Source organism: Methylobacterium sp. 190mf, assembly GCF_900107945.1.
In the GTDB taxonomy this organism is placed as follows: Bacteria; Pseudomonadota; Alphaproteobacteria; order Rhizobiales; family Beijerinckiaceae; genus Methylobacterium.
On the sequence record NZ_FNVI01000029.1, the window covers coordinates 33,025 to 57,374 of the forward strand.

The following is a 24,350-nucleotide window of genomic DNA, read 5'->3' on the forward strand; positions in this document are numbered from 1 at the left end:
CCCGATCGTCGATGCGCGCCCGAACATGCGCGATCGCCCGCGGCGCCCTGCGTCTCGACGAGACGGTCTCCGTGCGGGCCAGCTGCCCGGTGCTGGCCGACCCGGCTCCGGAATTCCGGAGCCGGGTCGGGGAGGCTTCGCCCCGGCCGCGGAGCGGCCGGGGCCGTCGCTCAGGCGTGGGCCAGCTTCATCGCCGGAGCCGCCGCGTCGTTGTTCGCCGCGTGGTGCTGCTTGAGCATCGGCCGCAGGACCGCGATCGCCAGGACGGCGGCGATCAGGTCCATGGTCGCCACCGTGTAGAGGACGGTCGCCCAGGTGCCGGTCGCCTGCATGATCAGGTTGCCCACCGGCACGAACAGCGCGGCGAAGCCCTTGGCGCAGTAGAGCACGCCGTAGATCTTGCCGATGTGCTTCGAGCCGAAGGTGTCGGCGGCCGTGGCGCTGAACAGCGAGTAGACCTCGCCCCAGGCCAGGAACACCACGCCGGACAGGATCACGAAGGCCCACGGGTTGGAGCCGAAGTAGCCCAGCGCCACGATGCCGATACCCTCCATCGCGAACGCGATGAACATCGTCTTCTCACGGCCGATCCGGTCCGAGACGAACCCGAAGAGGGGGCGCGAGATGCCGTTCATGATCCGGTCGAGCATCAGCGCGAAGGGCAGCGCGGCCATGGCGAAGAAGTACAGGTTGACCTGGAAGTTCTTCACCCCGAGATCCTGCGCGATCACGCCGAGCTGGGCCACGGCCATCAGGCCGCCCGTCACCGTGCAGGTGAACATCAGCAGCATCACGTAGAACACGGGGGTGCGCAGCGCCTCGCCCAGGGTGTAGTCGCGCCGCGACTGCAGGACCTTGGTGGAGAACGGCACCTGATCCTTGCGCGGGGCGCGCATGGCGATGGCGGCGGCGATGATGATGGCACCCTGGATCAGGCCGAAGACGAAGAAGGCCTGGGCGTAGTTGCCGCTGTCGATCATCTTGGCGATCGGCAGGATGGTGAGCGCCGAGCCGGCGCCGTAGCCGCCCGCCGTGAGGCCGACCGCGAGGCCGCGCTTGTCCGGGAACCACTTGAGCGCGTTGTTGACGCAGGTGGCGTAGACGCAGCCGACGCCGATACCGCCGGCCACCGAGCCGAGGTAGAAGCCGCTCAGGCTGGTGGCGTAGGAGTTGATGACCCAGGCCAGGCCCGTCATCAGACCGCCGAACATGACGACGCGGCTCGGGCCGTACTTATCGATGAAGTAACCCTCGATCGGAGTCAGCCAGGTCTGGACGACGACGAAGATCGTGAAGGCGACCTGGATCGCGGCGCGGTCCCAGCCGAAGGTCTTCTGAATCTCGGGGACGAACAGCGTCCAGGCATACTGGATGTTCGCCGCTGCAACCATGCAGATCACGCCGAGCACGATCTGCAGCCATCGATTTGTACTGGGTACTGCCGTAGCCGGCGTGGCATTTGGCATGGCCATGAGCTTCCTCCCTCATTCCTGCGCTGACATTCAGCGGCGTGCTATAGGATTGGCGTGCACGCCGACGAATTCCTTGCCCGCGCCGGAACCTTATGTTGGGTTCCGAAATTGGCACGGCGGCATGCATTATTCTGTGTGCCAGGAACGTATGGCAAGCAGAATAATTCATCCGTTTCGGCCGAGAATTCGGGATTAGAGGGCGATCTCGCGCGTGCTACCGGATCGCGCGGCCGGCCGCCGCTCTCGCGGACGCCCGTCCTCGGTGTGCCGGCGCCATCTGAGACCCGGCCCGCGGCGTCGGCGCGATCCCCAGCTTTGAGGATCGGACGACGTGATCGCTCGGCCCTGAACAGCACCGATGCAGACGATCGGCCCGGATCGGAGGGATCGGAGGGATCGACGGGCGACGCGGACGGCGGCGCCGGGTCGCGGGGCGCGTCAGGGAATCAGCTTGCCGGGATTCATGAGGTTCCGGGGGTCGATCGCGCGCTTCAGGGTCCGCATGAGGCCGAGCGCCTCCGGCCCGTGCTCGCTTTCCATGAAGCGCATCTTCTTCTGGCCGATCCCGTGCTCGCCCGTGCAGGTGCCGCCCAGGTCCAGCGCGCGGGCGACGAGCCGGTCGAGGAAGCCGGCCACCGCGGACATCTCCTCGGGGCTGTCGGCATCGACGAGCGGCAGGGTGTGGAAGTTGCCGTCGCCGACATGGCCGGCGATCGGCGCCGTGAGCCCGGTCGCGGCGATGTCGCGCTTCGTCGCCTCCACGCATTCCGCGAGCCGCGAGATCGGCACGCAGACGTCGGTCGACATGTTCTTGATCGTGGGACCCGGCCGCAGCGCGACCGAGGCCCAGTACACGTCGTGGCGCGCCTGCCAGAGGCGCGCGCGCTCGTCGGCCCCGGTCGCCCAGTCGAACGGGCCGCCGCCGAGATCGGCGGCGATCTCGCCGAACCGCTCGGCCTGCTCGCGCACGCCCGCGTCCGTGCCGTGGAACTCGACGAGGAGCAGCGGGGTCTCCGGCAGGGCGAGCTTCGAGTAGCGGTTGCAGGCCGCCACCTGCACCTCGTCGAGCAGCTCGATGCGCGCGACCGGGATGCCGGACTGGATCGTCAGGATCGTGGCGTCGCAGGCCGCCTTGATCGAGGGGAACGGGCAGATGCCCGCCGAGATCGCCTCGGGGATGCCGTGCAGGCGCAGCGTGACCTCGGTGATGATCCCGAGCGTGCCCTCCGAGCCGACGAGGAGCCGGGTGAGATCGTAGCCGGCCGACGACTTGCGCGCCCGCCGGGCGGTCGTGACGATGTCGCCGTTCGGCATCACCGCGGTGAGCCCGAGCACCGCGTCCTTCATCGTCCCGTAGCGCACGGCGTTGGTGCCCGACGCCCGCGTCGCCGCCATCCCGCCGATCGTGGCGTCCGCCCCGGGATCGATGGGGAAGAACAGGCCGGTGTCGCGCAGGTACGCGTTCAGCGCCCTGCGGGTGACGCCGGCCTCGACCGTGCAGTCGAGGTCGTCGGCATGGACCGCGCGGACGCGGTTCATTGCCCCCGTGTCGATCGAGACGCCGCCGAACGGCGCGTTGACGTGGCCCTCGAGGGAGGTGCCGACGCCGTAGGGCACGATCGGCATGTCGCGCTCGGCACAGGCGCGCACGACGGCCTGCACCTCCGCGGTGGAGTGCGGGAAGACCACGAGGTCCGGCGGCTCGCACGGCGCCCAGGTGAGCTGGTTGGCGTGCTGCTCGCGCACCGCCGGGCTCGCCGTCACCCGGTCCCCGAGCACGGCCCGCAGGGCCTCGGCGAGACCCGCGATCGTCGCCGCGTCCGGGCGGGTCCGCGGGGCGGGAACGGGGGCGTTCATGGGCTGCTCCGATGGGCTCGAACTGGGGCGTCGCCGGGGACGGCGTGTCCCGGGGGCCGCGCGGCCCCGCGACACGGCCTCCGCTGGGACGACCTGGCGACGCGACCGTAGGTCGATCGGCGGCCGCCCGCCACCCGGGCGCGGCGGGGCGGCGGCGCTGCCCCCTCCCCCCGGGTCGCGTTCACCCACCGCGTCTGCCCCGCCGCGCCTACTCCGCCGCCCGCGCGCCGCGCGCCGCGGCCTGCTCCAGGTGCCGGTCGTGGGTGAGGCAGAGGACCGTCACCATGGCGGCGAGGCCGGCCGCCGCGATGAGGAGGAGGCCGCCCGTGAAGGTGCCGGTGGCGTCCTTGATCGCGCCGACCGCGTAGGGCGCGGCGAAGCCGGAAAGGTTGCCGAGGGCGTTGATGATGGCGATGCCGCCGGCCGCCGCGGCGCCGGACAGGTAGGCGGTGGGCAGCGTCCAGATCACCGGGAGGCCGCCGAAGATGCCGAAGGCCGAGACGCTGAACAGGGCCATCTTGGCGTAGGGATCGGAGACCAGCGCCGCCGCGGCCGTGCCGCCGGCCGCGAGCAGGAGCGCGAAGGCCGCGTGCCCCTTGCGCTCGCCCCTGCGGTCCGAGGAGCGCCCGAGGGCGAGCATGCCGACGATCCCGATCGCGAAGGGGATGAGGCTGACGAGACCCGTCTGGAGGTTCGTGAGGTCGAAGCCCTTGACGATCTGCGGCAGGAAGAAGCTGAGCCCGTAGAGCAGCGCCACGTTGCCGAAATACACGAAGGCGACGGCGAGCACGCGCCGGTCGAGGAGCGCCTCCGCGACGCTGTAGCGGCGGGCGGATTCGCGCGCCCGCCGCTCCTGCGCGAGGCGCTCGGTGAGCCACGCGCGCTCGTCGTCGGGCAGCCAGGCCGCCTGCGCCGGCCGGTCCGTCAGGAAGGCCAGGACGATGCCCGCGAGGATGACGGCGGGCAGCGCCTCGAGGACGTAGAGCCACTGCCAGCCCTTGAAGCCCCAGACCCCGTCGAGGCCCAGCAACGCCCCCGAGACCGGCGAGCCGATGACGCTCGAGAGCGGGACCGCGGCCATGAAGGTGCCGATGATGCGCGCGCGGTAGCGCGCGGGGAACCACAGCGTGAGGTAGAAGATGATGCCGGGGAAGAACCCGGCCTCCGCGGCGCCCAGCAGCAGGCGCACGGCGTAGAAGCTCTTCTCGCCGACGATGAAGGCCATCGCGCCCGACAGGAGTCCCCAGGTCAGCATGATGCGGGCGATCCACACCCGCGCCCCGACCCGCTCCAGGATCAGGTTCGACGGCACCTCGAAGACGAAGTAGCTCAGGAAGAAGATGCCGGCCCCGAGCCCGTAGGCCGTGGCGGAGATGCCGAGGTCCCCGTTCATGGTCAGCGCGGCGAAGCCGACATTGACCCGGTCGAGGTAGGAGATGAAGTAGCAGGTGATCAGGAGGGGCAGGAGCCGCCTGCTGACCCGCCGGATGGCGCGCGCTTCCACATCCATCGTCGCCCCCTCGAGGATCCGGAACGGACGCCGGGCGCCCGATCCGACCGGGCCTCCGGTCGGTTGGCGGGAGACATAGCCGGGCCGTCGGCGCCCCGATAGAAGCGGACGCGGTGCGGCGGCGGGCGCCTACGCGCCGGGGCGGGATCCGGCCCCGCCGCGACCGAGCGCGTCGAGCAGGAGGTCCGCGACGGCCCGGGGCTGCTCCTGCTGAACCCAGTGCCCCGCCCCCGCCACGAAGTGGCAGCCGAGCAGGCCCGCGCCGGCGGCATCCTTCATGCGCTCCAGCGCGCCCGGCGCCTGGAACGGGCCCCAGTCGCGCGCCCCGGACACGAACAGGAGGGGGACCTCGATCCGCCGGCCGGCGAACCGCGCGAGGTCGCGGTCGATGCTGCCATCCATGCGGCACCGGTAGCCCTGGAGCGCGCCCTGGAAGCCGGAGCGCGCGTACTCGGCCGCGTAGACGGCGAGTTCTGCCTCCGTCAGCCAGGCGCAGTCCGCGCCGCCCCGCTCCGGCATCTCCGGCGCCACGGTCGCGGGCATCGTCCGGCCTTCATCCATCACGTAGTAGGTCGGCATCTCGGCGAGGGCCTCGGCCGTCCAGCCGGCGAGCGCGCGGGGTCGATTGTCCGGCCAGTCCGCGCTCTTGTGGTGGAAATAGGCGCGCAGGAACGCGGCGAGGCCCTGGGGACTGCGCTCCATGTCGGCGGCGGCGCGGCGCGTCGCGTAGTAGCGGTGGTAGTGCGTGCGCGGGCGCGGCAGGGCGGCCAGCGCCGCGTGGATCGGGTCGTCGGCCGGCGTCCGGAGGCCGCGTGCCAGGGCGTCGAGCCCCGGCGCCCCCGCGAAGGGCGCGCTCATGAGGGCGACCATGCCGAAGAGATCGGGCCGCGCCAGGGCGCAGTAGCCGCAGACCCAGGACCCGTAATCGTGTCCGACGAGCGCCGCGACCCTGTCGCGCTTCAGGGCGCTCATCAGGCACAGCAGGTCGAGGAGAAGGTTGTGCAGCCGGTAGGGCGCGAGGTCGTCCGCGAAGGCGACCGGCGCGTCCGCGGTGCGGCCGTAGCCCCGGAGGTCGGGGGCGACGACGTGGTAGCCCGCCGCGGCCAGCGCCGGCATGACCTTCCGCCAGGAATAGGCGATCTCGGGGAAGCCGTGCACCAGGAGGATGAGCGGGCGGTCGGGACCGCCGTCGCCCGCCTCCAGCACGTGCATGCGCAGGCCGTTGACGTCCTCGACGAAGCGGGCGCGGATTCCGTTCGGGAGGGCGGCCGGATCGAGCGGGGGCAGGACGTTCGTCACCATGGCCGCGCGCTCCCGTGCCGATTGTTCGACGGCCGCCGAGCGTACACGCTCCGCGATCCGACCGCGAAATCCGACCCGCGCGCATCCGGCCCTGCCCCACCTCCGCGCCCAGTCGGCGCGCCGCCGAACCGTCAGGCGGTCAGGGCGGCGCGGGCCTGCCGGTGCCCGGCCTCGGCCCGCCACGCGTCGCGCTCGGCCTCCAGGCCCTGGATCCGGGCATGAAGCTGCCCGGCATCGATGGCCGTCTCCATCAGCATGTCCTGCGCGCTGGCGAGCTGCTCGCGCAACTCGGAATTCTCGGTCACGAGGGTCAACAGGATCGCCGCCACGTCGTCGCCCATTCGTCCACCTGCCTCACCGTCCGGGGTCGCGGCTGGTAGGACCGGCATGGTTACCGCTCCGGAAAGGATGGCGGCCGGGCGCCCGCGCCGAGGCCACTGTCCACAGCCGGATGGCGCCGGCCGCCGGGAGGCCGCCCGCGGGCCGCCCCGTCTCAGCCGCAGGAACAATCGTCCGTGCGGGAAGATGCCGTCATGCGCACCCCGCGCGAACGGAGCTGCTCGCATGTTCATGAAGCTCGACCGCCTTCAGGCCGAACTGCCACAGCCGAAGAAGCCCGATCCCAACGCGGCGGCCGCGCTGCAGGAGCTGCTCGGCGGCAAGTACGGGGAGATGTCGACCCTCGGGAACTACATGTTCCAGAGCTTCAACTTCCGCAACAAGTCGAAGCTGCGCCCCTTCTACAGCCTCGTGTCGAGCATCTTCGCCGAGGAGCTCGGGCACGTGGAGCTGGTCTCGACCGGCATCGCGATGCTCAACAACGGCCCCGGCGACGACACCGAGGAGGTCGACGTCTCGAAGGCCCCGTTCCACAACATGCAGGACATCCGGCTCGCCGGCAGCTTCCTGAGCAACGGCGGCGGCGCGACACCGGTCAATTCCAACGCGCAGTCCTGGAACGTCGACATGGTGACGACGACGGGCAACATCATCATCGACCTGCTGCACAACTTCCACTTGGAGTGCGGCGCGCGCCTGCACAAGCTGCGCGTCTACGAGACCCTGAAGGACCCGACCGGCCGCGAGGTCTGCGGCTACCTGCTCGTGCGCGGCTCGGTGCACGCGCACGCCTACGCGCTGGCGCTCAAGAAGCTGACCGGCGTCGAGATCGAGAAGATGCTGCCAACCCCGAACATCGTTCTCGACAAGATTCCGGAGTGCCAGAAATATCTGCAGGAGGGCTCGCACCGGCGCCTCTACCGCTTCAGCCCGGACGACTACAAGGAAGCGGCCGGCGTCTGGTCGAACGACGAGGTCGCGCTGCCGGGGGATCCGCCCGGCAACCTGGAGGTCGTCGACGGCCTGCCGGAGGGCGGCAAGATCCCGGAACTCGACGGCAATTACGGGGCCTTCGCGCCCAACTACGCCCCCGAGGAGATCTTCGAGATCGCCAGCAAGCTCTACAAGAAGGGGCGCTGAGGCGCGCTCAGAACCGGGCAGGGCGCCGCGGTCTCAGAACCGCGGGCCGCGCCGTCCCCGGTCAGTACCAGTCGTCGTCGTCGGCGGGCGATCCCGGCGGGAGGGGGCCGTCACCCATCACGCCGGGATCCCCGTAGTTGAACGGAGGTCCGTCGAAGCCGACCACACCGTCCGGATTGTCCGGCGTCACGTTCGGATCGACCTTCAACTCGGTATCCTCGCGCCCGAGCCGTTGATCGAGGCGATCCATGCGCTTGAGATCCTGCTGGATCGGGATGTCCTGCTGGGCCTGCGCGACGATCGCGGGACTTGCGAGGGCGAACACCAGCGCGGCGACGGTCAAGCGTGTCATAGCAATCGGCCCTTCGCGTCCCGGCGCGCTCCTGAAGTCGATGCATACCGTGGACGGACCACCGAGCATAGCATTGACGGCCGTCAACACTAATCGCGCGTGCATGTCGACCGGGCGCGGGCTCGGCGAATGCGCGTCGCCGCCCGGCCCGACCGGATCGAGATCTGCCTTCGCGCCGTGAGACGTGCCCTCCCCGCCGGGCACCGTGCGGGCACCGTGCAGGCCTCGTGCACGCCTCGTGCAGGTCAGATCGCGGAAGGCCGGCAATCCTGCGGGCGCCGGGCCTGACCGGTCAGCGCGGCTGGCGGCCGGCCGGGCCGGCGACGTGCGGGCCGGCGGAGCGGTCGGCCGGCACGGGCCGGTGGTAGGTGACGGAGATCTCGGGCAGCATCACCGCGGTGACGTCGGACAGGCCGTGGCGTGCGGCGGATCCCTGCGCGGAGGCGGGCGTCGCGAGGGCGGCGGCGAGGGTCGCGGCGAGCGCGGCGGCAGCGAACAGGCGGACGGTCATGGCAAACTTTTTCTGACTTCGGCACGAAGTCATCCGGTCAACTGTCGCGAGTGAGGAAGATCGTCGTTCCGGCGGTCTTGATCGCCTCGGCTCTGTCGGGCCGAATGTCATCCTTCAACATGGATGTTAGGCCGGCGGTTGCCGCGAATGCGTGCGACGCCGCACAATCGTCAGTATCGGATCGAGCGCGGGGTCTCTTCGTCGCGCCGGACCGGCCCCTTTTGGGCGCGCCCGGCACCGCGGCTCGATCCGGCGCGGCGATGGCCGGCATCCGCGACTCGCGGGCGCGCCGGGGCGCTCCCGCCGGGATTTCGTGGACGGACGTTCGCTTTCCGTACTCATGTGGCATCGGAGTGGCAGCCGGCGCGCGACGGCTCCGCTACGGTGCGGACGTCTCCCTGAGGCGCCCTCGATGCTCATCCCCGCCCCGACCATCCGCCGTCTCCTCATGCTGGGGCTCGTGCTCGTCGCCCTCGTCGCGCTCGCGGACGGCGTGGCCCGCCACGAGTTGCGCACGGCCGCGCGCGCGATGACCCTCGCCGACGCGGCCCCGCAGACGGAGCGCGCGTCGGATGAGTAGGCGCTCGCCCCTCGCGGCCGGCCTGACGCTCCTCGCGGCCCTGGCGGGGGCCGAGCCCGCCGCGGCGCTGGCAGCGGAGCCGGCCGACCTGCCGGGCCTGGAGCGGGCGTGGCACGGCTGCGTCCGCGAGGCCTTCGACCGGCAGCCGGCGCACCGGAGCAGGCCCGGCCGGGAGCGGGGCGCCCTGGACGCGTGCAAGCCCCAGGAGGACGCCTACGTGGCGGCCCTGATGGCCGCCCGGCCGATCGACGCGAACCGCCCTGCCCTGGCCTGGGCGCGGACCTGGATGGCCTACGTGGTGGATCCGCTGAGGGACTGGATCGCCGCGCTGCATCGCTGAGCCGTCCCAGCCGCGGCCGGGCGGAGGTCGGGCGCGGACGGCCATCCGCGCGGGGCGGGACGCCTGCAGATCTCACGCAGCTCTACCGAAGGTGCGCTCCGAGCATTCGCACCAGTATTGTGCATCCCTTTCCGATGTTCGCGCGTTCCAATCTCGAACCGGCCGATATTTCGGTGCGATTGTCGACATAGAGGAGGCGCGAATGCTGCGCGGTGGATTGCTGTGGCTGCTGGGAATCCCGCTGCCGATCATCCTGTTGCTGTATTTCCTCGGCGTGTTCCACTAGGTCGAGGCGGACAGTCGTCGTGCCCTACACGGTCGAGATCACCACGCCGCCGGTGCGGATCGACGGCGCCGAGCAGGCCTCACGGATGTATCAGCTGCCGGACCCGTTCAGCACGCTGGCCGAGGCCAAGGAAGCGGCGATCGCGCATATCGGGGGTCTCGGCCTCGATCCGGCCGGCATCCTCTACACCGTCTTCGATCGCGAGGGTTTCACGGTCGCCTCCAACGCGGATCAGGGCGCGGGGGCTGGATAGAGCGGGCCGGCGGATCAGGGTCCCGTCCCGCTCTGCGGGGCCCTCCGAGCCCGGAGGCGGCCTCCCTGCCCGCCTCCGGCCGGTGCGCGGCCCGGGATCCGTGCGCGAGCGGCGGCCCTGCAGGTGTTCCGGGACACGCCGGACCTGAAAGCTTGGGCGTACATCGGGATCACACCGCGAACACAGTCGCGAACCCGATGGAGACGACGATGACCTGGACCAACCGCATCGCCTTGGTGGCAACCCTGATCGCCGGCGCGGTCGCCCTCGTGACCTACGCGCAGGCCCTCAGCCTGCCGGCCCATTTCGCGTGAGCGAGACGGGCCCGGCGGCCGTCTCGCCCACCGTCGCCGCCTGAACGCGCGCCGAACGGTTCCGCGGCGCAGCGTGACTCTTCGCACCGCACGCAGCCGGCCGATCCGGCATCATCATTGCAGTTGGTGATCCCGGGTCTCGCCCGAGACCCGCTGCTCGATGAGAGGCGTGCACGACATGGTCCTGAAGGGCTTCTCCTACGCGATGATCGGCGCCTTCCTGGGCGGCCTCGCGATGACGGTGACCGGCTCGGCCGGGGTGCTGATGGGCTTCTGAGCCGCGGCGGTCCTCGGGGCCGCCCGGGCGACGGACTGCCCGAACGGACGGCGTGAGCGGCGGGGCGAGAGCCCCGCCGTTCCCGTATGCGGACCCGGACGATGCCGCGGTTCGGGTCGAGGCCGCGCTCACGCGACCGGGTCATCCCATCCGATGGCGCGGCGCAGGAAGGTGAGCCCCAGCGCCCGGAACGCCGCCGTCTGCTCGCTGTCCTTGCCGGCGCCGTGCCCGCCGGTCGCGGGCTCGTAGAAGGCGACGTCGCAGCCGAGGACGCGGAGCTTCTGCGCCATCTTCCGCGCGTGGCCTGGATGGACCCGGTCGTCGCCGCGGCTCGTGGCCAGCAGGATCGGCGGGTAGGCCCGCCCGGCCTCGGCGGCGTGGTAGGCGGAGATGCCGGACAGGAACGCCCAGTCCTGCGGGTCGTCCGGATCGCCGTACTCCGCGATCCAGCTCGCGCCGGCCAGGAGCTTCGTGTAGCGGCGCATGTCGATCAGCGGGATCGTGCAGGCCAGCGCCCCGAACCGCTCCGGGTAGCGGGTGAGCATGTTGGCGATCAGCAGGCCTCCGTTCGAGCCGCCCTCGGCCGCGATCCGCCCCGGCCGCGTCACGCCGCGGGCCACGAGATCGGCGGCCACCGCGGCGAAGTCGTCGTGCGCCCGGGCCTTGCCCTCGCGCCGGCCCGCGTGGTGCCAGCGGGTGCCGAACTCGCCGCCGCCGCGGATGTTGGCGGTCACGCAGGTGCCGCCCCGCTCCAGCCAGAGCTTGCCCAGCACGGGCTGGTAATCCGGCAGGCGCGAGAGCCCGAACCCGCCATAGGCCGTCAGGTAGACGGGGGCCGCACCGGTCTCGGCTTCCGGCCCGACCTGAACGTAGGGCACGCGCGTCTCGTCCGCCGACACGGCCTCGTGGCGCGTCACCCGGATGCCGCGCGCGTCGAAGGCCGGGGGCGCCCGACGCAGGACGGCCGGGGCGTCGAGCGCGGGCGGGAAGGCGAGCAGCGCCGGCGGCGTCACCGGATCGTGGGCCAGCGCCAGCAGGGCTCCGTCCGCCCGCTCCGGATCGCCGTCGAGGGGCCAGAGATGGACGGAACCCAGGGCGGGCAACCCAGCGAGGGGCCGCTCGGTCCAGCCGCCCGGCCCCGGCTCGAAGACCCGGTAGGTGGGGCGCAGGTCCTCGAGCACGTCCACGATCAGCCGCCCGGCCGACCAGAACACCCTCTGCAGGGCGAGCCGCGCGTCCGGCTGCCAGAGGACCGTGAAGGCGCGGCCTCCCGCCAGCAGGTCGGGGAGCGCGATCGCCAGCACCGTGTCGGTGTCGTGCGCGACGCCGTCCACCGTCCAGGGCCGCCGCAGCCGCACGGACAGGTGGTCGCGGTGCAGCTGGACCCCGGCATGCGTGGGCAGGTCGAGGCGCGCGCGCAGGCCGCCGCGATCGCCGATATGGACAGCCGCGTCGAAGAAGCCGAGCTGCTCGACGACCGTGATCCGCTCGGTCCCGGTCTGCCGGTCGGACGCGCCCCAGACCGCCATGCTGGTCTCGGCGGTCTCGAACAGGACGGACGCGTCGCGCGGGTCCGTGCCGCGCGGCCAGAGCCGGACGGTGCGCGCGTAACCGGACCGCGTGGCCATGCCCGGGCCGAGGGCGCTCGACAGGAGCACCGTCTCGCGATCGAGCCACGTCGCGCCGCCCTTGCCCTCGGGCAGGACGAAGCCGTCGGCCACGAAGGTGCGGGTGTCCAGATCGAACTCGCGGATCACGGCCGCGTCCTTGCCGCCGCGGCTGAGGCGCACGAGGGCGCGATCGAGCGCGTCCCTGAGGATCGTCGCCCCGGCCCAGACCCAGTCCTCGCCCTCCGTCGCCGCGAGATGGTCGAGATCGAGCAGGATCTCCCAGTCCGGGACCGCGGCGCGGTAGCCGGCCGCGTCGACGCGCCGCCACAGGCCGCGCGGATGCGCGCCGTCCGTCCAGAAATTGTAGAGCCAGCTGCCGAAGCGCTGGACGAACGGGATGCGGTCCGGCCGGTCGAGGAGGTCCCGGGCGATGTCGCGGTCGCGGAGGAAGCCGGCATCGCCGTAGCGGGCGAGCGTCTCCGCGTTGCGTGCCTCGACCCAGGCGAGCGCGTCGGGCCCGTCGACCTCCTCCAGCCAGAGGTACGGATCGTCGTCGGGCCGCGCGAGGGTCGGCCTGGGGTCGGGGTGGGGGTCGGTTGCCGCGGACATCAGTGGGACCGTAGCCCCTGCGCGCCACCCTCGATAGGCGCGCGGCATTCCCCCGATGAGCGGTCAATCGTCTCGGACGCGCAGATGTTCGCATGCCTCGCGCAGGTGGAAAGGACGATCCGGACACGCGGATCAGGACGTTTCCGCATGCGGGCGGCCGATCCCCCTCCCGAACGTCGCCGCCGCGCGCGCCGTCGACTCGGCCGGCAGGCCGCGCGGGTCTCTCGGGCGCATCTATACTTATCTTTCCAGCGCCATTCGGACCATATCAGATCTTTGACTGTTTTCGCTTTTATCAAATCAGCACATATGCCTTGCATTCGCACCGATCATGGTATTCAATGATGGTTCTGTCGCGTACGGTCTGGTTCGTGCTCTGAGTCCCCATGGCCTTACCGGGGGTCGCTGCGATGCGCGTCGTCGAACAGGGGTTGCGCAGGTCTCGGCTCGCCGAGACGGCGATGGTCGGCGTCGCGGGCACCGCCGTCCTGGTCTCGGGTTGTCTCGGCATCTCGCCCGGATGGGCGGTGGACGCGGACGCGGTCGTCGGGACCTGGCGCCTCGCCGCGGCCACGCGCCGGATCGTGGACACGGGCGAGACGATCGACGCCTACGGCGGCCCGAAGCCGACCGGCTGGATCCATTACGGCCGCGACGGGCGCATGATGGTGGTCTGCGCCCACGAAGGCCGGGAGCGGCCGATCGCCAACGACAAGATGTCCGACGCGGACCGGATCAAGCTCCACAAGACCTTCTTCGCCTATGCCGGGACCTACCGGCTCGAGGGCGACCGGATCGTCCACGACATCGACACGTCCTGGAACGAGGCCTGGACCGGGACCTCCCAGGTCCGGCACGTCGCGCAGGAGAACGGGCGGCTCGTCCTCACGACGGTGCCGTTCAAGTTCAACGTCGACGGCAGGATGAGCGTCATCACCCTAACCTGGGAGAAATACCCTTAGTCAAGATCCGGAGCTCCCGCGCCTTCGCACCGTGATCGACCAGAACACTTCACGATGGAGGAAGACATGCTGCGTCCCCACGTCCTGCACGCGACCGTATTCGCTGTCGCCCTGATGACGCCGAGCCTGTGCCGGTCGGACACCGTCCAGGCCGACGCGCAGAGCGCCGCGAGCCAGTGGGACGCGGCGTATAACGGCGGCGACATGGACGCGCTGGCCAAGCTCTACACGCCCGACGCGATCGTCGTCACGAAGGGCGCGCCGCAGACCAGCGACGGCATCCAGAAGTTCTTCGCCGGGCTGAAGGCGAAGGGATGGGACGAGCACAAGACGACGGTCAAATCCGCGCTGCCGAAGGACAACCTGCTCATCGTGTCCGGCCGCTGGGAGATGACCGGCCCCGGGGACGGGGGCGCGAAGAAGAAGTTCGAGGGCAACTGGGTGAACGTGCTGGAGAAGCGCGACGGCGCCTGGCGCACGGTCCTGCACACCTGGAACTGATCGCTCCGCCCGGCCGGGGGACGGCCGGGCGGAGCGCCTCCCGGTCTCAGTGGATCGGGCGCGGAACCGTGCCCCGCGCCCGGGCGGCCGGGCCGCCCTCGGCCGGCGCCACGCCGGCCTCCAGGCTCTCCAGGCTCTGGCTGCGCGGCTCGACGCCGAACGCCGCGACCGCCACGATCTGCAGGGCGAGCAGCCCGATCATCAGGCCGGTCACGCCCGCGATGCCGTAGGTCTCGAACAGGGTAACGACCAGGAAGGGCGTCACGATGGTCGCCCCGCGCCCGACCGTGTTGCACAGGCCCGAGGCCCGCAGGCGCACTTCGGTCGGGAACAGCTCGGGGATGTAGATCCCGAACAGCAGGGCCACCAGCACGTAGATCGGCACCGTCAGCCCGAACCCGACCAGCGGCAGCAGGACCGGGTCCAGGGTCATCGGGTAGAGGATCCCGAACAGGATGGCCGTCGCCGAGGCGCCGATGATCGTCGGCTTGCGGCCCCAGCGGTCGGCGGTCAGGGCGCCGATGGCGCTGCCCACCGGCGCGCCGAGCCCCATCAGCAGCGCGTAGCCGAAGGAGGTCGCCACCGAGAGGCCCTGCCGAATGAAGAAGGTCGGCAGCCAGGTCACGAAGCCGTACAGCAGGGTGTTGATCACCACGAGGCACAGGCAGCCCAGCAGCAGGCGCGACAGCAGCGGCGGCCGGAACAGGGCGGCGAGCCCGAGCTGCGTGACGGGCGCCGCGGCGGCGGCGGCGGGCGGCAGCGGCGCGCCGCGGGCCGCCTCGGCCTCGATCGCGCGCATCAGCGCCTCGGCCTCGGCGTGGCGCCCCACGGCCTCGAGCCAGCGCGGCGATTCCGGCAGGCTCTTGCGGGCGTACCAGACGGCGAGCGCCCCGAGGCCGCCCAGCGCGAACATCGCCCGCCAGCCGAAGGTCGGGATGATCAGGTAGCCGATCAGGGAGGCGGCCGGCAGGCCCGTGACGACGAACACCGCCATGAGGCCGAGGAAGCGCCCGCGCGAGCGCGCCGGCACGAACTCGGTCATGGTCGAGTAGCCCACGACGTTCTCGGCCCCGAGCCCCACGCCCATGATGAAGCGCAGCACGATCAGCACCGTCATGTTGGGCGCGAAGGCCGCCCCGATGGCGGCCAGCCCGAAGACCAGGAGGTTCGCCTGGTAGGTGAAGCGCCGCCCGTAGCGGTCGCCGAAGAAGCCCGTGAGGAACGAGCCCGCCATCATCCCCACGAAGGTGGCCGAGACGAACCATGCGTTCTGCGGCAGGGTCGAGAAGCCGCTCTTCAGGGTCGCGCCGAGCACGGTGGCGGCGATGTAGATGTCGAACCCGTCGAAGAACATGCCGATCCCGATCAGCCACATGATGCGGCGGTGGAACGGGCCGATCGGCAGGCGGTCGAGGCGGCCTCCGGCGTTGACCGCCGGGCTCACGGCTTCGGACATGGGGCGTTTCCTTCCTCGGGTTCGGGGCCGGCGCGGAAGGGGTCCGTCTGGCGCGGACCTCGCATCCCCCGCGCCGCCGGACGTCAGTTCAGGCGGCGCTGGCCGGCCGTGTCGCGGTACCAGTCGAAGGGCCCGTCGCCGGTGGCGACCATCACGCTCTTCACGTCGAAATGGTCGTTGAAGCTCTCGATCCCGCACTCGCGGCCGAGCCCGCTGTCGCCGACCCCGCCCCAGGGCGAGGCCGGGTCGAGGCGGTGGTGGTCGTTGATCCAGACGATGCCGGCCTTGACCGCGTGCGCCACCCGGTGGGCCCGGGCGACGTCGCGGGTGCGCACGGCCGCGGCGAGGCCGAAGGGCGAGTCGTTGGCCAGCCGGAGCGCGTCGGCCTCGTCCTCGAAGCGGGTGACGCTGGTGAAGGGCCCGAACACCTCCTCCTGGAAGATGCGCATGTCGGCGGTGACGTCCGCGAACACGGTGGGCTCCACGAAGTAGCCGCCCTCGAAGCCCGGCACCCGGGCCGCCCGCCCGCCCGCCACCGCGCGGGCGCCCTGGTCGCGGCCGTAGCCGGCATAGGCCAGCACCCGCTCGCGCTGGCGCTCGGAGATGACTGGCCCGAGCTGGGTCGCCGGGTCGAAGGGATCGCCGAGGCGGATCGCGGCGGTCTTGGCGGCGAGCCGCTCGACGAACTCGTCGTAGATCGAGGCCTGGACGAGGTGGCGGCTGCCGCACACGCAGGTCTGGCCGGCGCCGATGAAGGCGCCGAAGGCCGCGTAGTTCACCGCCCGCTCGACGTCGAAGTCGTCGAACACCATCACGGGGGTCTTGCCGCCGAGCTCCATGGTCTGGTGGGCGAAGACCTTCGCGGCGGCCGAGCCGGCGATCCGGCCGGCCTCGGTGCCGCCGGTGAGCACGAGCTTGTTGATGTCGCCGTGCTCGGCCAGCGCCTTGCCGGTCGAGGCGCCAAGCCCCAGCACGATGTTGAACACGCCCGGCGGCAGGCCGGCCTCGGTGAAGATCTGCGCGAGCTTCAGGGTCGTGAGCGGCGTGTACTCGGAGGGCTTGACCACCGTGGTGCAGCCGGTGGCGAGCACCACCGCCAGCGACTTGCACAGGATCATCAGCGGGTGGTTGAACGGCGTACAGTTCGCCACCACGCCGATCGGGGTGCGGCGGGTGTAGTTGAGGTAGTTGCCCTCGACCGGGATGACGTCGTCGCGCCGCGCCAGCGCCACGCCCGCGAAGTAGCGGAAGAAGTCCGGCAGCCGCGAGAGCTGCGCCCGGGTCTCGTTGACCGGCCGGCCGTTGTTGGTGGTCTCCAGCCGGTAGAGCGTGTCGAGGTTGGCCTCGAACGCGTCGGCGAGCCTGTTCACCAGCCGGGCGCGCGCCCGGATGTCCATCCCGCCCCATTCCCGGCCCTCGAAGGCCGCCCGGGCCGCGCGCATCGCCCGGTCGACGTCGGCCGGCCCCGAATTGGGGATCCGGGCGATCACCGCGCCGGTGGCGGGGTTGCGCACGTCGATCAGCGCGCCGTCGCCGGCCTCGACCTCGCGCCCGTCGATGAAGTTGCCCCGTGTCTCGACGGTCGGTTCCGGCGCGTGCAGGGTCATGGCGTCTCTCCCGTGTCGGGTCCGTTGTCGGGCCGGGTCGGGCCCGGTGTCGTGTTCCACCGCGTCCCTCGGCTCCGCGCCGGGCGCGACCTCGTTCAGAGGACGATCGCGCTGCGTTCCAGGGCGGTCAGGATGCGGCGCTCGGCCTGGGCGACGTGCGCGCGCACGAGGCGGCGCGCCCCGCGCCCGTCGCGGCGCTGCACGGCGTCGATGATGGCGGCGTGCTCGTCCACCAGCTGCGCCGGGTCGCGCCCGCGGATACCGTCGAGGCTGACCCGGACCAGCCGGTCCGCCTGCTCGACGAGGTCGCGCACGGTCGCGGCCATGCGGCGGTTCCCCGACGCCTCGGCGAGGGCGATGTGGAAGGCGCGGTTCTCCGCGATGAAGTCGGCGCCGTCCGCGACGGCGCGGAACGCGTCGAGGGACGCCAGGACGGAAGCGGGCGCGCCGGCCGCGGCCTCGGCCGCGCAGGCCGGCTCCAGAGCGAGGCGCATGCGCAGCAGATCGCGCGCGTCCGCCACCGAAATCGCGTTGATCTGATATCCCTGACGCGCGTGAACCGTGACGAGCCGCTCGCGCTCCAGGCGCAGCAGCGCCTCCCGGACCGGCTGCCGGCTCACGGCGTAGCGCTGGGCCAGTTCCTGCTCGCGCACCTCCGCGCCGGGGCGCAGGACGCAGGCCAGGATGTCGGCGCGGATCGCCGCGTAGATGTTGTCTCGGAGCAGCACGCACGACCTCGTTCGATCGACACATGCTGCCATTCGTGAAATATCACGTCAACCGGATTGCGAGCGAACGCGTCGGATGCGACAGCGTCGTGGAGCCGCCGGCAGAGGCGGCGGGGGAGGTCTCGGATGCATGCGATGTTCGCGGATGGCCAGGTCGCGGTGACCCTGTCCGGCGAGGGCCCGCCCCTCGTCCTGCTGCACTCGCTGCTCGCCGACCGGACGAGCTTCGACCGGGTCACCCCGGCGCTCGGCCGCGACTTCCGGCTCCTCGTCCCCGACCTGCCTGGGTTCGGCGCCTCCGCGCCCGCGCCGGGCGGCCTCGAGGCCGTCGCCGACCGGGTCGGCGCGGCATTGCGCGCGGCGACCGGGGGCCGGCCAGCGGCCGGGCTGGGCAACGGCTACGGCGGCTTCGTGCTGCTGCTCTGCGCCCTGCGCCACCCCGACCTCTTCGACCGGCTCGTCTTCGCCGATTGCGGCGCCTGCTTCCCGGAGCCCGGCCGGGCCGCGTTCCGCGGCATGGCCGGCGCGGCGGCCGAGAAGGGGCTCGCGGCGCTCGCCGACACGGCCATGCGCCGGCTGTTCGCGCCCGCGTTCCAGGCCGCGCACCCGGACCTGATGGCCGAGCGCCGGGCCGCCTTCCTGCGCACGGACGTCGACGTGTTCCGGGCGGCCTGCGCGGCCCTGGCCGGCCTCGACCTGCGCGCGCGCCTCTCAGAGATCCGCGCGCCGGCGCTGGTGCTCGTCGGGGAGGAGGACGAGGCGACCCCGCCGGCCATGGCGCGCGAGCTCGCGGCCGGGCTGCCGGACGCGCGGTTCGTGACGCTGCCGGACTGCGCCCACGTCCCGCAGCTCCAGGCCCCCGAGCTGTTCGCCCGCGAGGTCCTGGCGTTTCTCCGGCCGGGTTCCGCCTGAGCGGACGCGCGGAACGGTGCTAGGTTCGGCCGCTCCGGCGGGGTCGGCGGCCCCGATCCGCGCGGCCGCGGCGGCGCGCCATCCAGCGAGACGGACATGAAGACATTTTTCGTGCAGATCAAATGCGAGATCGGCAAGACTTACGCCGCGTCCGACGCGCTCGTCGCGATGGAGATCGCGTCCGAGATCTACTCCACGGCCGGACGGTTCGACATCATGGCCAAGTTCCACGTGGACAACGGCGTCGATATCGGGCTGTTCGTGAACGACTTCCTCCTGCGCCTCGACGGCGTGAAGGATTCCGAGACGATCATCGCCTTCAAGGCCTTCCACTGACGCGCCCGACCGGGACCGGCGGCCGGCCCCGCGCGCCGCGGACGTCCGGGGCGGCCCGGCTCAGCGGACGCGCGACGGGTCGATCACCAGGAAGTACTCGCACGCCTCCGTGCCGACGTTGGTGAAGGCGTGCCCGGCATCGGCCTCGAAATACAGGCTGTCGCCGGTCTCCATGATGACCGCGCGCTCGCCGATCACCGCCCGCAGGCGGCCGCGCAGGACGTAGATGTACTCGGACACGCCGCGGCGATGGGCGGTGAACTCGCCGGTGCTGGCGCCCGGCGGCAGCGTGTTGAGCACCCAGTCGATGCCGCGCCCGGGCAGGACCGGCGAGATGCAGCGCCGCAGGTAGCCGGACGCCTCGTCGCGCAGGATCGGCTGGCGGCTCGCCGGGATGACCAGGATCTCGCGCTCCGTCGCGGGCGCCATCAGCCGCGAGAAGGTGACGCCGAGCGCCTCCGCGAGGCGGGACAGCACCACCGTCGACGGCACGGCCTCGGAGCGCTCGATCTTGGAGATCATCGAGCGGCTGACGCCCGAGCGCGCCGCCAGCGTCTCCAGCGACAGGCCCTGCTCCCTGCGGCGCCGCCGGATCTCCTCGGCGATGTGGATCTGCGGGGACGTCTCCGTCGCTGCCGGGTCCGCCCCGATGATCGTCCTCGCCGTCATGCCCCGTCTTCCGCGCCCGCGTCCGGGCCGCGCGACCGGGGCGCGGCACCGAGAGAGTCGCCCCCGCCTAGCGCAGGGGCTGCCGAAATGCACCTTGCGCCGCACCTTGCGCCGAAGCGCACTCCGGAACGCGCGTCGCCGGGCTGGCACGCCGCTTGCCTCCACAAGAATGGATTTTTATCCATCACAGTGGAGGATGTGCCGTGGCCGATACCGCGTTGCCCCTTGAGGCGTCCCCGGCTCTCGATGCCGGCCCGGTGCCGGTCGCCGACCGGCGCCAGATCGTCTGGTCGAGCGTCATCGGGACGACGGTCGAGTGGTACGACTTCCTGATCTACGGGACGGCCACGGCGCTCGTGTTCAACAAGCTGTTCTTCCCGAGCTTCGACCCGCTGGTCGGCACCATCGCGGCGTTCGGCTCCTACGCGGTGGGCTTCCTGGCGCGCCCCCTGGGCGGCGTCATCTTCGGGCATTTCGGCGACAAGATCGGCCGCAAGGCGATGCTGTCCCTGACCATCATCATCATGGGCCTCGGCACGTTCCTGATCGGATGCCTGCCGACCTACGCGCAGATCGGCATCTGGGCCCCGATCCTGCTCGTGGCGCTGCGCCTGGTCCAGGGCATCGGGATCGGCGGCGAGTGGGGCGGCGCGGTCCTGATGGTGGTGGAGAGCGTCCCGGCGGAGCGGCGCGGCTACTTCGGCAGCATCGTCCAGCTCGGCTACCCCCTCGGCGTCATCGCGTCGATCGGGGCCTTCGCGCTGTGCGGCTTCCTGCCGGAGGCGGACTTCCTCGCCTGGGGCTGGCGGATCCCGTTCCTGGCCAGCGCGCTGCTGGTCGGCCTCGGGCTGTTCATCCGCCTGCGCCTGCACGAGACGCCCGCGTTCCAGCGGGTGAAGCGGCGGTCCGCCGTGGCGCGGCTGCCGGTCATGGAGATCCTCACCGAGCACCCGCGCACCTTCCTGAAGGCCGTGGGCCTCAAGGTCTCCGAGATCGCCTACGTCAGCGTCGTGACCGTGTTCTCGATCTCCTACGTGACCGGCCAGCTCGGGCTGTCGCGCAGCATCATCCTGAACGGCATCCTGGTGGCGGCGGTGATCGAGCTCTTCACCCTGCCGGCCTTCGGCTGGCTGTCGGACCGCTACGGCCGCCGGACCCTGTTCGTCGCCGCCTGCCTGTTCTCGATCGCCTTCGCGTTCCCGCTGTTCACCCTGCTCGACACGCGCGACCCAACGATCATCACCCTGACCGTCGCGGTGGCCCTGAGCTTCGGCCAGGGGATCATGTTCGGCACCGGCGCCGCCTGGATGTCCGAGCTGTTCGACGCGCGCCTGCGCTACAGCGGCGCCTCGCTGGGCTTCCAGGTGGGCGCGGCCCTCAGCGGCGGCTTCACCCCGCTGATCGCCGCGGCCCTGCTGGGCTGGAGTTCCGGCGCGACCTGGCCGATCTCCGTCTACCTGATCGCCCTCGCCTGCATCACCCTGACGGCGACGCTCCTCGCCCCGGAGACGGCGCGCAAGCCGATCGACTGACCGGATGAGCCGCCCCGGACGCGCGCGGCGGCTTCCCATACAGTGGATTATCGTCCACTATCTGAAACAGACCGACGCGAGATCGACCGCATGACGAAGCACACCATACGCACCGAGAAGGCCGCTCCGGCGGTCGGGCCCTACGCACAGGGGATCCGGGCCGGCGGGCTGGTCTTCGCCTCCGGACAGCTGCCGATCGATCCCGCCACCGGCGCGTTCCCGGACGGGATCGAGGCGCAGACCCGGCGGTCCCTCGCCAACCTCGCCGCCGTGCTCGAGGCGGGCGGCGCCAGCCTCGCGAGCGTCGTGAAGACGACCGTGTTCCTCAAGGACATGGCGGAGTTCGCCGCGATGAACGCGGTCTACGCCGAGCACTTCCCGGGCGAGGCCCCGGCCCGCTCCACGGTCGAGGTCGCGCGCCTGCCGCGCGACGCCCGGGTCGAGATCGAGGCGATCGCGCTCGCCACGGAGGCCGCATGACAACCGAGGCGACCAGCACGATGACCGGCGAGACCGCACCCCGCATGGTCGAGGCCTTCGCGCACGCGGCCGGATCGGCCGCCGTCCGGGTTCCGGGCGGCGCCGCCGGCTGGGTCGGCAGCCTGACCCACATCCACATCGCCCCCGCGGCGAGCTACGAAATGGAGGAGGTGTCCGAGGCCGTGTGCGTGGCAGGCCGCGGGATCGAGGGCGACCGCTACTTCCTCGGCACCGGCACCTACTCGCCCAAGCCCGACGTGCGCGAGGTCACGCTGATCGAGCAGGAGGCCCTCGACGCCCTCAACCGCAACGACCCGCCGCTGCAGGAGGGGCCGCTGCGCCTCCTGCCGGGGGACCATCGGCGCAACCTCACGGTGCGCGGCGTGCCGCTCAACCACTTGGTCGGCCGGCGCTTCCGGGTCGGCGCGGTGATCCTGCGGGGCGGGCGCCTCAACTTCCCCTGCCGCTATCTCGAGGAGCTGCTCGGAATGCCGGTCTACCTGCCGCTCTACAACCGCTCGGGCCTGAACTGCGGGATCGAGAGCGGCGGCGTGATCCGGCCCGGCGATGCGATCGCGCTGCTGGACTGACGGAGCTGCGCGCGATGACGGCCCGCCTGATCATGAAGCTGCGCGTCGCCGACGCGGTCGCGACGACGCCGGAGGTGCTGCACCTCGGTCTGGTCCATCCCGCGCGCCCGGAACTCCCCGCCTGGACGGCCGGCGCCCATGTCGACCTGCGCCTGCCGGACGGGCGGGTGCGGCAGTACTCGCTGTGCGGCGACCCGGCCGACCGGAGCCGCTATGAGATCGCGATCAAGCGGGAGGCGGCCGGCCGGGGCGGCTCGGCCTGGGCGCACGAGACGCTCGCGCCCGGGGCGTTCGCCCACGTCTCGGCGCCCCGCAACAACTTCCCCCTCGACCCCGAGGCGCGCCGCCACCTGCTCGTGGCCGGCGGGATCGGGGTGACGCCCCTGCTCGCCATGGCGCGCGCGCTCGCCGCGTCGGGAGCGGAGTTCGCGTTCCACCTCTGCGCCCCCTCCCCCGAGGCGGCGCCGCTGCTGGCAGCGGTGCGGGCGGTCTGCGGGCCGCGCCTCCGGTGCTGGTTCGGGTCCGAGGGGCGGCGCTTCGACCCCGACGCCCTCGGCCCGGCCGAGACCGGGACCCACGCCTACGCCTGCGGGCCGCGGCGCCTCATGGACGCGGTCCAGGAGGGCCTGGTCGCGCGGGGCTGGCCCGCCGAGCGGGTGCACAGCGAGCATTTCGAGCCGCTGCGCGACGAGGGCTTCGTACCGGAGCCGTTCGAGGCGCGCATCGCCTCCACCGGGCAGGTGCTCCACGTGCCCGCCGACCGGTCGCTGCTCGACGTGCTGCGCGGCGCGGGGCTTGACCTGCCCTCCTCCTGCGAGCTCGGCGTCTGCGGCGCTTGCGAGTGCGGCTATCGCGACGGCGCGGTCCTCCACCGCGACGCGGTCCTGCCGCTCGCCAAGCGCCGGAGCCGCATGATGCCCTGCGTCTCACGTGCGCGGGACGCCGTGACGCTCGAGCTCTGACGGCCGGACCCGCGCTGCGGCGTTATCAGACGTGTGGCCCCGCGCGGGCGACGACGCCGGCCGCCTCGCCGCGCGGCCCGCGCGACCGTGAGCTGCGCCAGCGCGCCGCACGATTCGGATCAGCGAACCTCACGCGGCGGATGGCGATGCCGCTCGGGCTGGGTTAGCCCGCCTCGACAGTGCCATCGCCGTGGGGCAGTGCCCCGCCCGCCAAGAGGAGGTTGTGAGAATGAGCCGATCCACGCTGTCCATCAGCGCCGGTCTGGCGGCGGCCGCAGTCGTCCTGGCGGGCCTCTGGATCTCCTACGGGCCCCGCCCTCACGCGAGCCGCGACAGGCAGGCGTCCACACCGATTGCCGTGTCCAAGCAGGACCGATCCGGGATCGACCCGCAGGGCGAGACCATCCGGTCCGTCTATCCGGGGCCGAACGCCGGATCCGCCCCGCGCGTCGCCCCGGCACCGCGGAACGCGACAGCCGCCCCCCCGTCCTCCCTGGCGGCAACCCCGCCCGCATCGCCGGCAGCGTCGCCGGATGCCCCCGCGGCGAGCGGGGTGGCGAAGCCGGCGGCGCCGCCGCAGCAGGCCGAGGGCGCGCCGGGCTCCGGCCAGCCGCCGGCCTCTCCGGGCCAGGGCGTCGACCTCAACACGGCGTCCGTCGAGGAACTGAACGCCCTCGGGGCCGGCATGATCGGGCGCCGGATCGTCGCGTTCCGGCCCTACGGCTCGCCGGAGGATCTCGTGACCCGGCGTGTCCTGAAGAAGGCCGATTACGAGGCGATCAGGGCTGCCGTCGCGGTGCGGCAGACCGAGTCCGCTGGCGCGGGCCGCCCGGATTGAGGGTCGAAGCCCGTCGGCACCGAGC

General features: G+C 72.0%; 25 protein-coding genes. 13 read left to right on the plus strand and 12 right to left on the minus strand.

Annotation, left to right across the window (positions count from 1 at the left end):
• Positions 1-170: 170 nt before the first annotated feature.
• The 5 genes from oxlT to C4T42_RS26420 form a co-directional block, all read right to left on the minus strand.
• Positions 171-1,472, minus strand: a complete 1,302-nt coding sequence (oxlT, locus tag C4T42_RS26400; RefSeq protein WP_026605350.1) for an oxalate/formate MFS antiporter — start codon at positions 1,470-1,472, stop codon at positions 171-173.
• A gap of 438 nt (positions 1,473-1,910) precedes the next feature.
• Positions 1,911-3,329: an FAD-linked oxidase C-terminal domain-containing protein gene (locus C4T42_RS26405; RefSeq protein ID WP_020095866.1), complete on the minus strand. Its 1,419-nt coding sequence runs from the start codon at positions 3,327-3,329 to the stop codon at positions 1,911-1,913.
• 208 nt (positions 3,330-3,537) lie between these two features.
• Complete coding sequence (locus tag C4T42_RS26410; RefSeq protein ID WP_020095865.1) at positions 3,538-4,839, minus strand: MFS transporter; 1,302 nt, start codon at positions 4,837-4,839, stop codon at positions 3,538-3,540.
• A gap of 129 nt (positions 4,840-4,968) precedes the next feature.
• Positions 4,969-6,141, minus strand: coding sequence for an alpha/beta hydrolase (locus tag C4T42_RS26415; protein WP_020095864.1), 1,173 nt, complete (start codon positions 6,139-6,141; stop codon positions 4,969-4,971).
• Positions 6,142-6,272: 131 nt separating this feature from the next.
• A complete protein-coding gene (locus C4T42_RS26420; RefSeq protein ID WP_020095863.1) occupies positions 6,273-6,482 on the minus strand; it encodes a hypothetical protein in 210 nt (69 codons plus the stop codon).
• Between the two features lie 223 nt (positions 6,483-6,705).
• Here C4T42_RS26420 and C4T42_RS26425 point away from each other — a divergent pair, with 223 nt between their 5' ends.
• On the plus strand, positions 6,706-7,620 hold the full coding sequence (locus C4T42_RS26425; RefSeq protein ID WP_020095862.1) for a manganese catalase family protein: 915 nt from the start codon (positions 6,706-6,708) through the stop codon (positions 7,618-7,620).
• Between the two features lie 61 nt (positions 7,621-7,681).
• Here C4T42_RS26425 and C4T42_RS26430 read toward each other — a convergent pair whose 3' ends face one another.
• Positions 7,682-7,972, minus strand: a complete 291-nt coding sequence (locus C4T42_RS26430; RefSeq protein WP_026605349.1) for a hypothetical protein — start codon at positions 7,970-7,972, stop codon at positions 7,682-7,684.
• A 292-nt stretch (positions 7,973-8,264) separates the two neighbouring features.
• Positions 8,265-8,483, minus strand: coding sequence for a hypothetical protein (locus C4T42_RS26435; protein WP_020095860.1), 219 nt, complete (start codon positions 8,481-8,483; stop codon positions 8,265-8,267).
• A 412-nt stretch (positions 8,484-8,895) separates the two neighbouring features.
• Here C4T42_RS26435 and C4T42_RS32100 point away from each other — a divergent pair, with 412 nt between their 5' ends.
• From C4T42_RS32100 to C4T42_RS26445, 3 genes are all read left to right on the plus strand, one after another.
• The gene (locus C4T42_RS32100; RefSeq protein ID WP_020095859.1) at positions 8,896-9,063 is read left to right on the plus strand and encodes a hypothetical protein; all 168 of its coding nucleotides are present in this window, start codon (positions 8,896-8,898) and stop codon (positions 9,061-9,063) included.
• On the plus strand, positions 9,056-9,403 hold the full coding sequence (locus C4T42_RS26440) for a hypothetical protein (protein ID WP_020095858.1): 348 nt from the start codon (positions 9,056-9,058) through the stop codon (positions 9,401-9,403). The genes C4T42_RS32100 and C4T42_RS26440 overlap by 8 nt, the downstream gene beginning before the upstream one ends.
• A gap of 305 nt (positions 9,404-9,708) precedes the next feature.
• A complete protein-coding gene (locus C4T42_RS26445) occupies positions 9,709-9,942 on the plus strand; it encodes a hypothetical protein (protein WP_020095857.1) in 234 nt (77 codons plus the stop codon).
• Positions 9,943-10,661: 719 nt separating this feature from the next.
• Here the strand turns inward: C4T42_RS26445 and C4T42_RS26450 are convergent.
• The gene (locus C4T42_RS26450) at positions 10,662-12,752 is read right to left on the minus strand and encodes a prolyl oligopeptidase family serine peptidase (RefSeq protein ID WP_020096168.1); all 2,091 of its coding nucleotides are present in this window, start codon (positions 12,750-12,752) and stop codon (positions 10,662-10,664) included.
• Between the two features lie 410 nt (positions 12,753-13,162).
• Between C4T42_RS26450 and C4T42_RS26455 the strand changes: the two genes are divergently transcribed.
• Complete coding sequence (locus tag C4T42_RS26455; protein WP_103986146.1) at positions 13,163-13,714, plus strand: lipocalin-like domain-containing protein; 552 nt, start codon at positions 13,163-13,165, stop codon at positions 13,712-13,714.
• Between the two features lie 66 nt (positions 13,715-13,780).
• On the plus strand, positions 13,781-14,215 hold the full coding sequence (locus tag C4T42_RS26460; protein ID WP_020096170.1) for an SgcJ/EcaC family oxidoreductase: 435 nt from the start codon (positions 13,781-13,783) through the stop codon (positions 14,213-14,215).
• Positions 14,216-14,261: 46 nt separating this feature from the next.
• Here the strand turns inward: C4T42_RS26460 and C4T42_RS26465 are convergent, their stop codons facing one another.
• From C4T42_RS26465 to C4T42_RS26475, 3 genes are all read right to left on the minus strand, one after another.
• The gene (locus C4T42_RS26465) at positions 14,262-15,671 is read right to left on the minus strand and encodes an MFS transporter (protein ID WP_103986147.1); all 1,410 of its coding nucleotides are present in this window, start codon (positions 15,669-15,671) and stop codon (positions 14,262-14,264) included.
• Positions 15,672-15,754: 83 nt separating this feature from the next.
• A complete protein-coding gene (locus C4T42_RS26470; protein WP_020096172.1) occupies positions 15,755-17,278 on the minus strand; it encodes an aldehyde dehydrogenase in 1,524 nt (507 codons plus the stop codon).
• A gap of 95 nt (positions 17,279-17,373) precedes the next feature.
• Positions 17,374-18,006, minus strand: a complete 633-nt coding sequence (locus tag C4T42_RS26475; RefSeq protein ID WP_020096173.1) for a GntR family transcriptional regulator — start codon at positions 18,004-18,006, stop codon at positions 17,374-17,376.
• A gap of 126 nt (positions 18,007-18,132) precedes the next feature.
• On the opposite strand from C4T42_RS26475, the gene C4T42_RS26480 reads away from it, so the two are divergent.
• Entirely contained in the window at positions 18,133-18,918 is a 786-nt protein-coding gene (locus C4T42_RS26480) for an alpha/beta fold hydrolase (RefSeq protein ID WP_026605415.1), read from the plus strand.
• Between the two features lie 96 nt (positions 18,919-19,014).
• Complete coding sequence (locus C4T42_RS26485) at positions 19,015-19,254, plus strand: Lrp/AsnC ligand binding domain-containing protein (protein ID WP_020096175.1); 240 nt, start codon at positions 19,015-19,017, stop codon at positions 19,252-19,254.
• A gap of 60 nt (positions 19,255-19,314) precedes the next feature.
• On the opposite strand, the gene C4T42_RS26490 is transcribed toward C4T42_RS26485, so the two are convergent.
• Positions 19,315-19,923, minus strand: a complete 609-nt coding sequence (locus C4T42_RS26490; RefSeq protein WP_020096176.1) for an XRE family transcriptional regulator — start codon at positions 19,921-19,923, stop codon at positions 19,315-19,317.
• Positions 19,924-20,180: 257 nt separating this feature from the next.
• On the opposite strand from C4T42_RS26490, the gene C4T42_RS26495 reads away from it, so the two are divergent.
• The 5 genes from C4T42_RS26495 to C4T42_RS32535 all read left to right on the plus strand — a co-directional run bounded on the left by C4T42_RS26495 (position 20,181) and on the right by C4T42_RS32535 (position 24,325).
• Entirely contained in the window at positions 20,181-21,455 is a 1,275-nt protein-coding gene (locus C4T42_RS26495; RefSeq protein ID WP_020096177.1) for an MFS transporter, read from the plus strand.
• A gap of 90 nt (positions 21,456-21,545) precedes the next feature.
• Positions 21,546-21,935 carry a Rid family detoxifying hydrolase gene (locus C4T42_RS26500; protein WP_042670561.1) on the plus strand — a complete coding sequence of 130 codons (390 nt, stop codon included), beginning with the start codon at positions 21,546-21,548 and terminating at the stop codon, positions 21,933-21,935.
• Positions 21,936-21,955: 20 nt separating this feature from the next.
• Entirely contained in the window at positions 21,956-22,525 is a 570-nt protein-coding gene (locus C4T42_RS26505) for an MOSC domain-containing protein (RefSeq protein WP_026605417.1), read from the plus strand.
• A gap of 14 nt (positions 22,526-22,539) precedes the next feature.
• Positions 22,540-23,487 (plus strand): PDR/VanB family oxidoreductase, encoded by a 948-nt coding sequence (locus C4T42_RS26510; protein ID WP_020096180.1) that lies wholly within the window; start codon positions 22,540-22,542, stop codon positions 23,485-23,487.
• 553 nt (positions 23,488-24,040) lie between these two features.
• Entirely contained in the window at positions 24,041-24,325 is a 285-nt protein-coding gene (locus tag C4T42_RS32535; protein ID WP_234083251.1) for a helix-hairpin-helix domain-containing protein, read from the plus strand.
• The last annotated feature ends 25 nt before the right edge of the window (positions 24,326-24,350 follow it).

Excerpts from the sequence above, each read along its gene's own strand:
- oxlT (WP_026605350.1), bottom strand. The coding sequence starts at position 1,472 with ATGGCCATGCCAAATGCCACGCCGGCTACGGCAGTACCCAGTACAAAT.
- C4T42_RS26405 (WP_020095866.1), bottom strand. The coding sequence starts at position 3,329 with ATGAACGCCCCCGTTCCCGCCCCGCGGACCCGCCCGGACGCGGCGACG.
- C4T42_RS26410 (WP_020095865.1), bottom strand. The coding sequence starts at position 4,839 with ATGGATGTGGAAGCGCGCGCCATCCGGCGGGTCAGCAGGCGGCTCCTG.
- C4T42_RS26415 (WP_020095864.1), bottom strand. The coding sequence starts at position 6,141 with ATGGTGACGAACGTCCTGCCCCCGCTCGATCCGGCCGCCCTCCCGAAC.
- C4T42_RS26420 (WP_020095863.1), bottom strand. The coding sequence starts at position 6,482 with ATGGGCGACGACGTGGCGGCGATCCTGTTGACCCTCGTGACCGAGAAT.
- C4T42_RS26425 (WP_020095862.1), top strand. The coding sequence starts at position 6,706 with ATGTTCATGAAGCTCGACCGCCTTCAGGCCGAACTGCCACAGCCGAAG.
- C4T42_RS26430 (WP_026605349.1), bottom strand. The coding sequence starts at position 7,972 with ATGACACGCTTGACCGTCGCCGCGCTGGTGTTCGCCCTCGCAAGTCCC.
- C4T42_RS26435 (WP_020095860.1), bottom strand. The coding sequence starts at position 8,483 with ATGACCGTCCGCCTGTTCGCTGCCGCCGCGCTCGCCGCGACCCTCGCC.
- C4T42_RS32100 (WP_020095859.1), top strand. The coding sequence starts at position 8,896 with ATGCTCATCCCCGCCCCGACCATCCGCCGTCTCCTCATGCTGGGGCTC.
- C4T42_RS26440 (WP_020095858.1), top strand. The coding sequence starts at position 9,056 with ATGAGTAGGCGCTCGCCCCTCGCGGCCGGCCTGACGCTCCTCGCGGCC.
- C4T42_RS26450 (WP_020096168.1), bottom strand. The coding sequence starts at position 12,752 with ATGTCCGCGGCAACCGACCCCCACCCCGACCCCAGGCCGACCCTCGCG.
- C4T42_RS26455 (WP_103986146.1), top strand. The coding sequence starts at position 13,163 with ATGCGCGTCGTCGAACAGGGGTTGCGCAGGTCTCGGCTCGCCGAGACG.
- C4T42_RS26460 (WP_020096170.1), top strand. The coding sequence starts at position 13,781 with ATGCTGCGTCCCCACGTCCTGCACGCGACCGTATTCGCTGTCGCCCTG.
- C4T42_RS26465 (WP_103986147.1), bottom strand. The coding sequence starts at position 15,671 with ATGTCCGAAGCCGTGAGCCCGGCGGTCAACGCCGGAGGCCGCCTCGAC.
- C4T42_RS26470 (WP_020096172.1), bottom strand. The coding sequence starts at position 17,278 with ATGACCCTGCACGCGCCGGAACCGACCGTCGAGACACGGGGCAACTTC.
- C4T42_RS26480 (WP_026605415.1), top strand. The coding sequence starts at position 18,133 with ATGCATGCGATGTTCGCGGATGGCCAGGTCGCGGTGACCCTGTCCGGC.
- C4T42_RS26485 (WP_020096175.1), top strand. The coding sequence starts at position 19,015 with ATGAAGACATTTTTCGTGCAGATCAAATGCGAGATCGGCAAGACTTAC.
- C4T42_RS26490 (WP_020096176.1), bottom strand. The coding sequence starts at position 19,923 with ATGACGGCGAGGACGATCATCGGGGCGGACCCGGCAGCGACGGAGACG.
- C4T42_RS26500 (WP_042670561.1), top strand. The coding sequence starts at position 21,546 with ATGACGAAGCACACCATACGCACCGAGAAGGCCGCTCCGGCGGTCGGG.
- C4T42_RS26505 (WP_026605417.1), top strand. The coding sequence starts at position 21,956 with ATGACCGGCGAGACCGCACCCCGCATGGTCGAGGCCTTCGCGCACGCG.
- C4T42_RS26510 (WP_020096180.1), top strand. The coding sequence starts at position 22,540 with ATGACGGCCCGCCTGATCATGAAGCTGCGCGTCGCCGACGCGGTCGCG.